Source organism: Xylanibacter ruminicola 23 (genome assembly GCF_000025925.1).
Lineage (GTDB): Bacteria > Bacteroidota > Bacteroidia > Bacteroidales > Bacteroidaceae > Prevotella > Prevotella ruminicola.
In genome coordinates this window covers 2,578,603-2,591,043 of record NC_014033.1, presented here as the reverse complement: position 1 = coordinate 2,591,043, position 12,441 = coordinate 2,578,603, and the positions used below count along the sequence as shown (strand labels likewise).

Sequence of the window (12,441 nt, the reverse complement as noted above, 5' to 3'; positions counted from 1 at the left end):
TTTTGTAAAGCATGAAAACTATGTGGATGATACTATTCCTGTTATTACCATTCTTGGCTATCGGCTATCTGGCTTGGCACATCTGGGTGATGCTGCCTGTGCAGGCTTGGCTCAAAGGGCTTGTTATCGCTGTTGGCGTACTGAGTTTTGTGATGCTGTTCCTGAATTTCCGTCGCGCCTTTGATAGCTTACCTTTATGGACGGCTCGTTGGGCTTACGAGATAGGTACATCCTCATTGTTTGTTTTGCTTTATCTGGTGATGATTTTCCTGGTACTCGATCTGGGCCGGTTGGTTCGTCTGGTACCCAAGTCAATTCTTTACCAAAACGGATATACTGCCCTTGGCATCTTGGTGCTGATGGTGGGCGTGTTTGTGTATGGTAATCTGCATTACCATCATAAGGAGCGTGTAGCGCTTGATTTAAAGTCGGCAAAGCCACTTGCGAAGGAATATAAGATAGTGATGGCGAGCGATCTCCATATTGGCTATCACAATCCGCGAAAGGAGCTGGCGCGCTGGGTGGATATGATGAATGCTGAGAATCCCGACTTTATCCTGATAGCAGGTGATATTATCGATGGTAGTATGCGCCCTGTGCAGGAGGAGCAGATGGCTCAGGAGTTTCGTCGCTTGAAAGCCCCCGTGTATGCCTGCTTAGGTAATCACGAGTTTTATGCTGGTGTGCCTGGTGCCAAACAGTTTTATAAGGATGCAGGTATCCACCTGTTGATTGACGAGGCTGCCGTTATAGATAGCAGCATTGTTATCATTGGTCGCGACGATCGTACCAACATGCGCCGCAAACCCATCAAGGATTTGGTTAAAGTTCAAAGTTCAAAGCTCCATGTTCAAAGTCCATACATCCTTGTGCTCGATCATCAGCCCTACAATCTTGATAGGGCTGAGGCGGCAGGTGTCGACTTTCAATTAAGTGGCCACACCCATCGTGGACAGGTATGGCCAATTTCTTGGATTACGGATCGTATCTACGAATGCTCTTGGGGTAGTCATCAGCGTGGCAACACCCAGTACTATGTCTCATCGGGCATAGGCATCTGGGGCGGAAAGTTCCGCATTGGTACCCAGAGCGAGTATGTTGTAGCTACGCTAAAATAAATACTTAGAATTTTATAGGTTCTGTTTCGCCCTCCTCCAGATAGAATTTGGAGTAGGCCACATAGTGTTTGGCATTGTCTGTCTGGCCTGGGCGTACGGGCTTGATATATTTGGCAGGTACGCCACCCCAGATCTCGCCAGCAGGAATCTTGGTGTTCTGCAGTACCAGGGCACCAGCAGCTACGATCGAGCCTTCGCCTATCTCACAACCATCCAGCAGGGTGCTACCCATACCAATCAAGGCGTTATCATGAATGGTGCAGGCATGAACGGTTACGTTATGCCCGATAGTAACGTAGTTACCTATATGTGTAGGACCTGTTTCGTGGGTTACGTGTACACAACTGCCATCCTGAATGTTGGTACAGTTACCGATGGTGATAGGAGCCACATCGCCGCGTACTACTGCATTAAACCACACCGAGCACTCATCGCCCATTGTTACATCGCCTACTATCGTAGCGTTCTCGCTAAAATAACAGTCCTTGCCCCACTTGGGTGCCAGACCTCTATAACTCTTAATCAATGCCATATCTGGTTGCAAAGATAAACATTATTTTTTAGAAACGGTAATTTTTACCTCTAAAACATGTTCTATCATCTCGATTGTTTGTTCCAGATTGTCAGAGTCGAAGTCGGCTGTCAAGTGCTTGTCGGTCTTGTCGGCAGTCAGGGTCACCTGATAATGATCACCTAATGTCTTCAGCACCTCAGGCAGCGGTGTGTTGTCGAAGTGGAAATGCTTTGATGTCTGTACAATGGTGGTAGTTGTTGCTGGCTGCTCGCTATTGATAGGATCTTCGGTTTGTGAAAAAAATCCTGTGGTGTAAGCGGCATATGCCCCAGCCAGTAGCAGGAGTGTGAACGAGGCGGCAACAGCCACTTTTCGCCAAAGTGGGATAACCTTTGCAGGTGATACTTTACGCAGCGCTTTCTGGGTGTCGAATTTGCCTGTCTGATAGTGGTGGAGCACAAATTCGAGCGATTTGTCTTTGATTTCTTTCATAGGTTTACTCATATAGCTTTGTCATCCATGTTGTTTCTGTTGTATTGTATCCGCCCATGATGCCAACACCATTTAGGATGTTGGAGGGTGTGGGCGTTAGTATCGAAAAACCACCTTGTGCCAGCTCGTTATTCTCAACATCGTTAAGTGCCTTCACATAATGGTATAGTTCAGGCGAGATATGATATAGCTGCACCTGATAGCGTGTCATAAATTCGTAGCCCGACACGCCAGCGTTGGTAGGGATGTTCAGATGCAGCGTGTATGTCTGGCCGTTGATGGTTGCGTCGCTGAAGATGTAGAACTGTTTGATGAAGTTGTTGTTAAAGCCAAAGTTCTCTTCGAGTTCGCTTAGCGGATTCAGTAGTGGCTCGTCTTCGGTATTGATGGCTGGGTAGCTATAGATAGAGTCGCGTATCTCTACGTGCCATTCTGCTTCGGGATACATCTCCTTGTAGCGCAGATAGTTAGCATAGGTACCTCTTGAATTTCCCAGCGACCACTGAGTCTGGTAATATTCAATCTCGCCATTATCATTATAAACAGGGTTGTCATAACCATAGACGTTGCCCTTATAGTTAATGACTCTGACCCTGACTGCATAGTAGTCTGTTGTGGCCTGTGGGTCGCTGAAGGTAGCTGTTACCTGGTCGTAGGTCACAAAAGCCCCGGAACTGTGATTATAGGTGGTTGTTTTCTTCAGTCCGTCGATGTTGATAGGGATGGCATTGGGAACTGTGGCTTTTGATTTGACGGTTCCAAAACCATCGGCCGTCACGTCGATGGTAATCTTATCGCCAACATTCTGGGTACCGCAAACATAGTAAAGACCAGATGATGCTTTGCTGACTTCGCGCTGCTGTCCGTTCACCTTATATATAATATGGGCATTGCTGATACTCATGTCTTGCTCGGCATTTGAATACTGACTGATAGGGATGGTACGTGAAACCCATATCCATGTGGTGTCGGCGGTAGAAGGATAACAACTTACGCTCAGTTTCTGAGGCTCATTTATCTTAGTCATGTCGAACTCGTCCTTACAGGCGTAGAACGATAGCATGATGAACATCGCTACAAGATATGTTATGTACTGATTCTGCTTCATGATTCTTTAGAATTTGATCGTATAACTGAATGATGGTACAATAGGGATATAACCTCTTGATTTGATACGGATGGTGCCGTCGTCTTTCACTTGGGCCTCTGTCCACATAGTGTTGATATGACAATAGGCATTGTAGAGCGACAGATTCCATATACGCTGGTGACCATGCTTGGTAGTGTGGTAAAAGTTGAATCCTACGTCGAGACGATGGTAGAGGGGTAGCGTGGCGTTATTGGGACGTTCGTAGATAAACTCACGCTGCCTGTTATCGTCATCAGGCAGTGCCAGTTCTACGTATTGGGTAGGTACTGTCATCTTGTTGCCACTATGCAGTGTCCATGCTGCATACATCTCTGTCTTCTTGTTGAATTTAAAGCGCCCTGTCAGGTTCAACTTATGACGATTGTCGAACTTGTCGTAGTACCAGTCTTGATAAAAATCTTCGAACTTACGCTTGTTCCATGACAAGGTATAAGCTGCACTGAATTGAATTTTCTGGGTATGGTAGTTCACATCGGTCTCGATGCCATAGAACTTACCTTTACCGTCGATCACCTCAGTCTCCCATGATACGGCTGGTGGCTGTAATCCAGTCCAACTTGCGTATTGCAGGAGGTGGTTGGTGGTCTTGTAATAGCCCTCGATAGAGGCTGTCCACTTTTTGCCCATCTGAGCATAGAGTCCTACGGCCCATTGGTGCGAGCGCATGGGCTGGAGTTTGGCTGTAGTAGGCACCCAGTAGTCGGTCGGCATCTCTAAGAACGAGTTGGTTATTTTATGCACATACTGGGTCATCATGGTGTAGCTGGCCTTGGCCGACAAGTAAGGTGTTATCTGATACTTCATGGCTACACGAGGATCCGCATTCAGGAAAGTCTTGCCTGGCGTAAAAAAGAGCGATAGGTTCATACCGCTGTTCAGGCTCCAATGCTTGTTCAGCGTGATCTGATCCTCGGCATAGAGATTAAGTTCATGAGAGGTGTGATGATTACTGCTCTGCTTGCTAATCGTATCATTCTCTTCCTGACCAGCATTGTAGTTGAGCAGATTCTTGGTCTGCGGACGGAACAGATGGAGTGTATAATTATTGCCCAGACGGATATGGTGACGGGGTGAGGGACGGAAATCTGCCTCTGCCCTGTAGCCGATATCATCGATGGTAGAGCGGGTCTCGTTCTCATGATGGGTCTTCTTTGTGGATTCTGTGCTGCTGGAGGCATAGCTATAATCGTCGCAACGAAGAATATTGGCTCTGTTATGGGTATATACAGCAGTTACGTTGGTCATGAGTTTGGGCGATGGCTGATAGTTCCAGTTCAGTGCCGCGTTCAGATTACCCCATCTCAAGCGGTTCTTTGTCTTTTCAATGTCGGTTCCGCCATTCGGCATGTTCCAGTTCGACTCGTAGTTGGTGCTGAGGGCATCACATCCTGAGTAGAGACTCAAACTCAAGCGTGAGCGGTCGTTCATGATGTGTGTGAGTTTGGCGTTCAGGTCGTGAAAGTTGTAGTTCAAACCAATCTTCTCTTCTTTCGAGATCCTTCTTTGTAGGAAGAATGCCGGCTCCGATAGCAGATCGAGCCATGAGCGGCGCAGGCCGATATTCAATGAGGTCTTGTTCTTTTTCAGTGGTCCGTCAAACTGTACACTGCCGTCTAACAAACCAATGCGATACGCCCCATGCCATTCTTGCATGTTGCCATCGTTAGTGCGCACGTCAACCACCGATGAGAGTCGTCCACCGAATCGGGCAGGGAAACCGCTCTTGTAAAAATCTACATTCTTCACCATATCGGCATTGAATGATGAGAATAGTCCCATCGAGTGGTTAATCTGGTAGAGTGGAGAGCCGTCGAGCAGATACAGGTTCTCGTCGTTATTGCCACCATGCACATAGAGGCCTGATGCCAGTTCTACGCCTTCCTGCACACCGCTGATGCGCTGAATGGTCTTCACCACATCTGGAGAAGAGAATAGGGCAAATTCTGTTTTGATATCAGTTTGTGATAGCGATCGCTTGCCCATTTGTGTGCCAAGTACAGGGCTGTTCAGGTCGCCTGTAATAACCACTTCGCCCAGTCGCATGTTCTCATGGAGCGTAAAGTCTATCGTGTGACTCTTGTGAAGCGCTGTTTTTACGGTTTGCTCAGTATATCCGATATAGGAGATGCGTAACAGGTGCTCGCCCTCAGACAGGGTGAGCGAGTAGTAGCCATATTCATTGGTGGTGGTACCTTGGCGGGAGGTCAGGTCGTAAACGGTAGCATTAATGAGTGTCTCGCCGATAGAGTCTCTGACGTGTCCGCTCAGGGTGAAACGCTTAACGGTTTCCTTAACAGGCTCTTTGAACAGCATCACGTACTTGTTGTTCTTCTGGTAGCTGATGCCAGAGCCTTCGAAAAGGGTTTTGAGTGCTTTGGATAGCGAGAGACCTTTCAGTTCTGGCCCGCGATAGGGTTGTCTCACGTTCAGGCTTGCGTCGTACACAAAGTTTAACCCAGCAGTCTCATGCAACCGCTCCATCTGTTGCTTGATGGTAGGAGTGGTTGTTTGTGCTCCTGCTGTTTGCGTCAGCAGGAACAGCAGTATGATTAGTAACTGTCTCATCTGATGTCTGTCTTTAGAATGCCAGACCTACGCTCAGTTCGAGGTTGTGTAGGGCCTCTTTCATATTGCAGCGCATTTCCTCTACGTCGTCGGTTACGTCATAATGCCATTCGTATTTGTATTGCTGTAAATGGTAACCAAGCTTCAAATCCAGTCGGGTCTTTTTGCCTATACTAAAACTCTTACCAATACCGAGGTTGAACATCGGTCCGCTGATACCATCGCCAGAAGGACTTTCGGCGTTTGTTAATGTCCAACCAAGGTCGGTGTATAAATAGGTATAAGGCTGTGTGCTCCAAGGTCTATAGCGCAACGTGCCATATAGAGGCAGTTGCCACATCTCTTGTGTGAACGAACGGGTAAGCCCCAGTCCTGCTCCGATGCTCATGCATTTGTTCAAGTCGTACAGTTCATAAAACATCACAGTATTTCCTCCATATTCGAATTTGTCAAATATGGATTTGTTATAGGTATCCTCGTATTCTGAAATTCCCTTGAAAACTAACTGATTGTCTACAAAATCGTAGTATGGTGTGCGGCCTTTTGACCAGGTGTGCTGACAAATCTCTTGTTGGTAGCGCAGGTTTATTTCAAAGTGCCAGCGTCGTGGCTTGCTCTCTGGTTGGGCTTGTGTGGTAAATACTGCAAAAAGCATCATGACTGTCATGATGATAGGCTGTGCCAGAACTTTGCTGGCGTTGGGTGTAAGTTTTGATTTCTTCATTTGGACTCTTGTTTTTTCTACTATAACGGAGGAAATGGGACTATCCCCCATGCGAGCAGTGTTAAACAAGGTTAAGAAGATAGAAGTAGTCGTTTGATTTTTTACGTAATTGTCTGATAGCCTTGCTGAGTTGATGTTCTACGGTTTTCTCACTGATATGCAGCTCTTCGGCGATTTCATGGTATGTCATACCATCTTGTTTGGCCATCAGGAATATCATCCTGCATCGCTCTGGCAGCGTATCGATGGCTGTCCATAGTTCGGCTTCATGCAGACTTCGCTCGGCGGCCTCTTCATCGGTGATGGTGCCCTCAAGGTCGGTTGGCTGGACGTCTGTGCTCAGAGGATTCTTCTTACGCAGATAGTCAATACAAGCGTTCCTGACAGCTGTGTAAAGATAAGCCTTCTCGTTGGCTATGGGCTGTTTCTCCATCAGCTTTACGAAACATTCCTGTATCAGGTCTTCCACCACGTCGGTATGATTAACGTAGTGTAAGGCGTAAAGACAAAGTGGTCGATAATAATAAAGGAAAAGTTGTTCGATATCCATGAAAACACAAAAAAAGCAGCATGGGTGTTCCATGCTGCCCTTTCATATAGAATTAATTAGAGGTTTGCATTGTCCTTTGCCCAGTCCTCTACGGCAGGGATGATGCCCAGAGAGATAATCTCGTCGCGCATCTTCTGCAGGTGCTCGTAAGAAGCCTGCAATGCAGCCATCTCCTCAGCAGTGCCCTCGGGCTCAGTGAAGTGTACACCGTCCTTGTCGATAACGGTAGGCATAGCCATCATCACGTTCTTGAAACCGAATGCGTTTACATAGCAACCAGCAGGCCACTTGAAAGGCTCACCACCCATAGCACCCTCAATCATCTTAACAGCCTGATAAGCAGGGCTCTGGAATGAAGAACGGCCACGGAGCTTGATGATGTTGCTACCACCCTGAGTAGTCATGTGCTTGATCTCAGCCCAACGCTCGTCAGAGAGAGGAAGTTCAGAGAGAGGCTTGCCGTCGATGAGAGCCTTGCTGGCGAATACTGCCATCTGCTCACCGTGACCACCGTAGGTGTAAGCGTTTGTAACCTTATCCTGCTGTACACCGAACTCCTGAGCCAGCTGCTGCTGCAGACGGGTAGAGTCGAGAGCGGCCAGTGATGTCAGCTGGTTGGGCTTCAAACCTGAGTGAATCAGAGCTGTAAGAGCTGTTACGTCAGCTGGGTTGAAGATAACTACCACGTGCTTAACGTCTGGGCAGTACTTCTTGATGTTCTCACCAAAGTCGGCTGCGATCTGGCAGTTGCCCTTCAGCAGGTCCTCACGGGTCATACCCTCCTTACGTGGAGCACCACCTGAAGAGATGATGTACTTTGCACCAGTGAAAGCCTCCTTAGGATCTACAGTGTAAGAAATGTTTGCACCTGGGAAAGCGCAGTGGCACATCTCATCATATACACCATGAACACCTGGCTCATAGATATCATACAAACAGATGTTGGGAGTCAAGCCCAGCATCAACACACTCTGTACCATGTTAGAGCCAATCATACCACCGGCACCAACAATCACCAATTTCTCGTTAGTTAAAAAAGCCATAATTGTATTTTTATTATTGTTATTTTTAAAGTGCTGCAAAGTTACGAAAAAAGACTCATATAAAGCGTTTTTTTATTATTAATCTGTGTTAATCATGTGATTTTCTGCTAGTTATTTTGTACCTTTGTAATCTCGAAATTACAAAACACGATGATGATGACAGTAAATCAACGAATTGAAGCTCTTCGCGAGGTGATGAAACGTGAACATCTCGCTGCGTTTATCTTTCCAAGTACCGACCCTCATCAGGGCGAATACGTGCCCGATCATTGGAAAGGGCGCGAGTTTATCAGTGGTTTTAACGGCTCGGCTGGTACGGCTGTGGTTACGATGACTTCGGCTGCTTTGTGGACTGATTCACGCTACTTCATTGCGGCCGAGGAACAGCTGCGTGGCACCGAGTTCCAGCTGATGAAACTGAAGATGCCTGGTACGCCTACCATCCCAGAGTGGATAGGCAAGGAGTGTGGCGCTGGTGCAGAGGTTGGACTTGATGGAATGGTGAACTCTGCTAACGAGGTGAAGGAGCTGATAGCCGATCTGCGTCAGCAGGGTGGCATCACGCTGCGTACTAATCTCGATCCGTTGGCACAGATCTGGACCGATCGCCCTGTTATCCCTGAGCATGCTGTGGAGATTTTTCCTATGCAGTATGCTGGTGAGAGCTGTCGTGAAAAGATTGCCCGTATCCGCAAGGCCTTGCGCGAAAAACATGCCGATGGTATGCTGATGTCGGCTCTCGATGATATTGCCTGGACGCTGAACCTGCGTGGCACCGATGTGCATTGCAATCCCGTGTTTGTCGCTTATCTGCTTATTTCGTCCAAAGATGTTACCTTATATATAAATAAGGTGAAGCTAACGCCCGAGGTTGAAACTTATCTTAAAGCCGAAGGGGTAGGGGTGGCACCTTACGAGGTAGTGGCAAAAGGTCTGAAGGATTATTTCGAGTATAATATCCTGCTCGATCCTGATGAGGTTAACTATACGCTTTATAAGCGGGTCACCCGTGAGATAGTAGAGGTGGAATCACCAGTCAAGCGCATGAAAACCGTCAAGAATACTACAGAGATTGAAGGCTTTAAATCGGCCATGCTCAAAGATGGTATTGCGATGGTGAAGTTCCTGTCGTGGTTGAAACCTGCTGTTGAGGCCGGAGGACAGACGGAAATCTCTATCGACAAGAAACTGACCTCGCTTCGTGCTGAGCAACCACTTTATCGCGACATCTCTTTCGATACCATCGCTGGCTATCAGGCACATGGAGCCATTGTGCATTACGAGGCTACACCTGAGACCGATATCCCACTAAAACCCGAAGGTTTTCTGCTGTTGGATAGTGGTGCACAGTATCTGGATGGTACTACCGACATCACCCGTACCATCGCCCTTGGTCCGCTCACCGAGGAGCAGAAGCGAATCTATACACTGGTGCTTAAAGGTCATGTCCAGATAGAACTCTGCAAGTTCCCCAGTGGAGCCAGTGGTACCCAGATAGATATTCTGGCCCGAGAGGCAATGTGGCGCGAGGGCTTGAACTATCTGCATGGCACAGGTCATGGTGTGGGCACTTATCTGAATGTGCACGAAGGTCCCCATCAGTTCCGTATGGAGTGGAAACCAGCACCCCTTGTAGCTGGTATGACTATTACCGACGAACCAGGTATCTATCTCGAAGGAAAGTTCGGTGTTCGTGTGGAGAACACCCTGCTGATTACGCCCTACATGGAAACCCAGTTTGGAGAGTTCCTGCAGTTCGAGAGTCTTACCCTCTGTCCCATCGACACCACGCCGATTGTAAAAGAGATGCTCTTAGACGAAGAAATCGCCTGGCTCAACCAATATCACCAGCATGTTTTAGCCACCCTTTCACCCCATCTCGATGATGAGGAAAAAGAATGGCTAAAAGATGCTTGCAAGGAGATATAATAATTACTTGCAGAACTTTTCCATAGTCTGTTTGAATGCCTCCATGTCGTCAGCGTGGAGCCAATCCAGGTCGTGGATGTTGCCTTGCTTGTCTATGATTTTATAGGTGGGAAAGCCTTGTACGTTCAGGTAACGCTCGATGGCACTCTGCTGCTCTTTGGGCAGATTGTAATGAACGCAGTTGGGACCTGCTAAGTTATACTCCTTGATGACATTCTTCCACGATTCGTCGCTGCTGCCGTTACAGAGATAGAGGTATACAATATCTAAATCCTTGAGTGCCTCCTTCTCCTTCCACGAGTCTTTTAGCCGCTGCTTACATGGTCCGCACCATGTGCCCCACACATCGAGGTAGATAACGCGCCCCTTGTATGGCTCGATAATCTTACGTAGCATCTTCTCGCCATCGGTCATATTCTCCACATCGGTAGATGGACGCAGGCTGGCTGCATTAGTCAAATCTTGATGCTCAAGGGCTATGTACTTGTCGTTTGTTGTCTTCACAATATCGAGTGCAGCAGGCAACTTGATTTCTTGCAGCGCAAAGTTCAGCGCAGCGGGGGCTAATGACTTGCGGAAGCTGTTGAGCGTCCAATAGAATCTGTGAGCCAAGGCCAAGTCTATCAAAGCTGGGTCAGGATTCGTTGATTTTACAGCCTCTAGCTGGTAGTAGATATCAACCAACGTACTCTCTTCATCTATCACAGTCTTTACATCAGGGCGCTCCATAATGGCAAGATATTGCTCAGAGTAGCTGTTGCTAATATTGATGTTAAGACTATCTATTTTCTGGTTTTGGGCTTGAGCAGCATACTCCTTACGATATGCTTCTGCATAACGCTCTACAAGGGCTATCTCATCGTCGGTAATCGACACCCTGCCGTCAGCCTTAGCCCGGCGCAGAATGGTGGGATAGGCCCCTTCGGGCAAGGTAATGGTGTAACGATCAATTTTTACGCCATGACGCTCTGTTACCACTTGGTCGAGATAGTCGCGCATAAAGGTTGAGAAGGGCATAAAGAGTGTATAGGGTTTAGGCATTTTCTGCCATAGTTGCGTGGTGACGTAATCCATATACTCCTTTGGCAATTCTTTGCCAGGCACTACGAAACGTGCCTGCATCATCGATTCTCCTTGACCAGCCAAACACAAGCCATTCACGTAGTCGATATAGCGTTGCGAGAGATTGGGGCGCTTTGCAATGTTCTCCTGTATCTCAGCCTTCATCGCCTCACAGATGCCATCCATACGTGTCTTGAACTGCATCGCATCCTCGCCTTGATTGATGCGTCGATAACCCCATGCTGCAGGACAGGCAGCAAGTTCGTTCTGCAAGCGGGCATCATCGCCCATAAACAACACTTGTCCAGTCTTAAAGTCCTTGAGGAAGAAATAGGTCTTGCCAGGCTCAAGTACTGGTGAAACAGAAGAACGGCGCAGATCAAGGAAGGCGTCTGACGAATTGACCAATGGGAAACGCAGGGTGAAACGCCCCAGCGAGTCGAGTTTTGTGGTATATCTTTCCTGATTATCGATGATGAGGTGACTGATGATTGCTTCAAACTCTCCACTCTGTTTCCATGCCTGTTCTGGCATATCTTTCAGCCAGCCAACGATGGTTACGCTGTCGCCTGCACGATAACCGTTGTCTACAAATCCCTTGCGCATATCCTTTGTAGGATAATCGGGCATAGTAGCTGTGGTGATGGGACTACATACGATGCCCTTTTGCTGGTCGATACCGATGGTGCGCTTACTCTTCTTTAACTTTCCTACCTTGATGATTGGCCCATCGGTAAGGGCAATGGTGTAAGCATCCTTATTGTTTGTCAGCGTGGCGATATCCCACACCTTATTATTATATATCACGTGGTTGACAGCAAAACCTATCAGCCAATCGCCTGTAGCATTGTTGCGCCAATAGGTATCAATGATGCCATCAGGAATCTCGCCAGCTCCATGAATGTTCGAGAACGTTAAACCTGCGGGTTCAATCAAATCCATCCGCGTGGTGCCGAGTGGTGCAGGATTAAATATCAGCGAGAAGTCTACCGTATCAGTAGGCATGGTGTAACCCTCGTTGAGTTTGATAACGGTTGCGTTCTTGACGGCGTACTGCTGAGTACCTACTTTCAGATGTGTGCCACTGGTGAATCCAAACTGCTTGCCAGCTCGAAAACTAAGCCGCATGCACACTTCGGTACTATCTGGCGTAAACGTAACTTTGGTTATATCGATAACGGGAATGTTGCAATAACCAGTAATGACATCATCCCACACTTTGGATTTTTGCGCCAACGCAGCCACACAGGTTATAGCCAGCACGATAGTTGATAAAAGTTTCTTCATTTTTAAT

10 protein-coding genes are annotated in these 12,441 nt (G+C 47.5%); 2 read left to right on the top strand and 8 right to left on the bottom strand.

Translation table 11 applies throughout. The features are described from left to right. The first annotated feature begins 11 nt into the window (after positions 1-11). The gene (locus tag PRU_RS11155) at positions 12-1,118 is read left to right on the top strand and encodes a metallophosphoesterase (protein WP_013064247.1); all 1,107 of its coding nucleotides are present in this window, start codon (positions 12-14) and stop codon (positions 1,116-1,118) included. Between the two features lie 4 nt (positions 1,119-1,122). Here PRU_RS11155 and PRU_RS11150 read toward each other — a convergent pair whose 3' ends face one another. The 7 genes from PRU_RS11150 to PRU_RS11120 all read right to left on the bottom strand — a co-directional run bounded on the left by PRU_RS11150 (position 1,123) and on the right by PRU_RS11120 (position 8,156). Beyond that, a complete protein-coding gene (locus PRU_RS11150; RefSeq protein ID WP_013064589.1) occupies positions 1,123-1,650 on the bottom strand; it encodes a gamma carbonic anhydrase family protein in 528 nt (175 codons plus the stop codon). A gap of 21 nt (positions 1,651-1,671) precedes the next feature. Beyond that, positions 1,672-2,124 (bottom strand): FecR domain-containing protein, encoded by a 453-nt coding sequence (locus PRU_RS11145; RefSeq protein WP_013065126.1) that lies wholly within the window; start codon positions 2,122-2,124, stop codon positions 1,672-1,674. Positions 2,125-2,128: 4 nt separating this feature from the next. Next, complete coding sequence (locus PRU_RS11140) at positions 2,129-3,232, bottom strand: DUF4249 domain-containing protein (RefSeq protein ID WP_074683569.1); 1,104 nt, start codon at positions 3,230-3,232, stop codon at positions 2,129-2,131. Positions 3,233-3,238: 6 nt separating this feature from the next. Continuing rightward, the gene (locus tag PRU_RS11135) at positions 3,239-5,839 is read right to left on the bottom strand and encodes a TonB-dependent receptor (protein WP_041386147.1); all 2,601 of its coding nucleotides are present in this window, start codon (positions 5,837-5,839) and stop codon (positions 3,239-3,241) included. A 13-nt stretch (positions 5,840-5,852) separates the two neighbouring features. After that, positions 5,853-6,563, bottom strand: a complete 711-nt coding sequence (locus tag PRU_RS16145; RefSeq protein ID WP_013064212.1) for a hypothetical protein — start codon at positions 6,561-6,563, stop codon at positions 5,853-5,855. A gap of 61 nt (positions 6,564-6,624) precedes the next feature. After that, positions 6,625-7,113 carry an RNA polymerase sigma-70 factor gene (locus tag PRU_RS11125; RefSeq protein ID WP_013063389.1) on the bottom strand — a complete coding sequence of 163 codons (489 nt, stop codon included), beginning with the start codon at positions 7,111-7,113 and terminating at the stop codon, positions 6,625-6,627. Between the two features lie 56 nt (positions 7,114-7,169). Next, positions 7,170-8,156, bottom strand: coding sequence for a malate dehydrogenase (locus PRU_RS11120; protein ID WP_013064390.1), 987 nt, complete (start codon positions 8,154-8,156; stop codon positions 7,170-7,172). A gap of 153 nt (positions 8,157-8,309) precedes the next feature. On the opposite strand from PRU_RS11120, the gene PRU_RS11115 reads away from it, so the two are divergent. Continuing rightward, positions 8,310-10,085: an aminopeptidase P family protein gene (locus tag PRU_RS11115; RefSeq protein WP_041386817.1), complete on the top strand. Its 1,776-nt coding sequence runs from the start codon at positions 8,310-8,312 to the stop codon at positions 10,083-10,085. A gap of 3 nt (positions 10,086-10,088) precedes the next feature. Here PRU_RS11115 and PRU_RS11110 read toward each other — a convergent pair whose 3' ends face one another. After that, positions 10,089-12,434 (bottom strand): TlpA family protein disulfide reductase, encoded by a 2,346-nt coding sequence (locus PRU_RS11110; RefSeq protein ID WP_013065388.1) that lies wholly within the window; start codon positions 12,432-12,434, stop codon positions 10,089-10,091. Between the last annotated feature and the right edge of the window lie 7 nt (positions 12,435-12,441).

Excerpts from the sequence above, each read along its gene's own strand:
- PRU_RS11150 (WP_013064589.1), bottom strand. The coding sequence starts at position 1,650 with ATGGCATTGATTAAGAGTTATAGAGGTCTGGCACCCAAGTGGGGCAAG.
- PRU_RS16145 (WP_013064212.1), bottom strand. The coding sequence starts at position 6,563 with ATGAAGAAATCAAAACTTACACCCAACGCCAGCAAAGTTCTGGCACAG.
- PRU_RS11140 (WP_074683569.1), bottom strand. The coding sequence starts at position 3,232 with ATGAAGCAGAATCAGTACATAACATATCTTGTAGCGATGTTCATCATG.
- PRU_RS11155 (WP_013064247.1), top strand. The coding sequence starts at position 12 with ATGAAAACTATGTGGATGATACTATTCCTGTTATTACCATTCTTGGCT.
- PRU_RS11110 (WP_013065388.1), bottom strand. The coding sequence starts at position 12,434 with ATGAAGAAACTTTTATCAACTATCGTGCTGGCTATAACCTGTGTGGCT.
- PRU_RS11125 (WP_013063389.1), bottom strand. The coding sequence starts at position 7,113 with ATGGATATCGAACAACTTTTCCTTTATTATTATCGACCACTTTGTCTT.
- PRU_RS11120 (WP_013064390.1), bottom strand. The coding sequence starts at position 8,156 with ATGGCTTTTTTAACTAACGAGAAATTGGTGATTGTTGGTGCCGGTGGT.
- PRU_RS11135 (WP_041386147.1), bottom strand. The coding sequence starts at position 5,839 with ATGAGACAGTTACTAATCATACTGCTGTTCCTGCTGACGCAAACAGCA.
- PRU_RS11145 (WP_013065126.1), bottom strand. The coding sequence starts at position 2,124 with ATGAAAGAAATCAAAGACAAATCGCTCGAATTTGTGCTCCACCACTAT.
- PRU_RS11115 (WP_041386817.1), top strand. The coding sequence starts at position 8,310 with ATGATGACAGTAAATCAACGAATTGAAGCTCTTCGCGAGGTGATGAAA.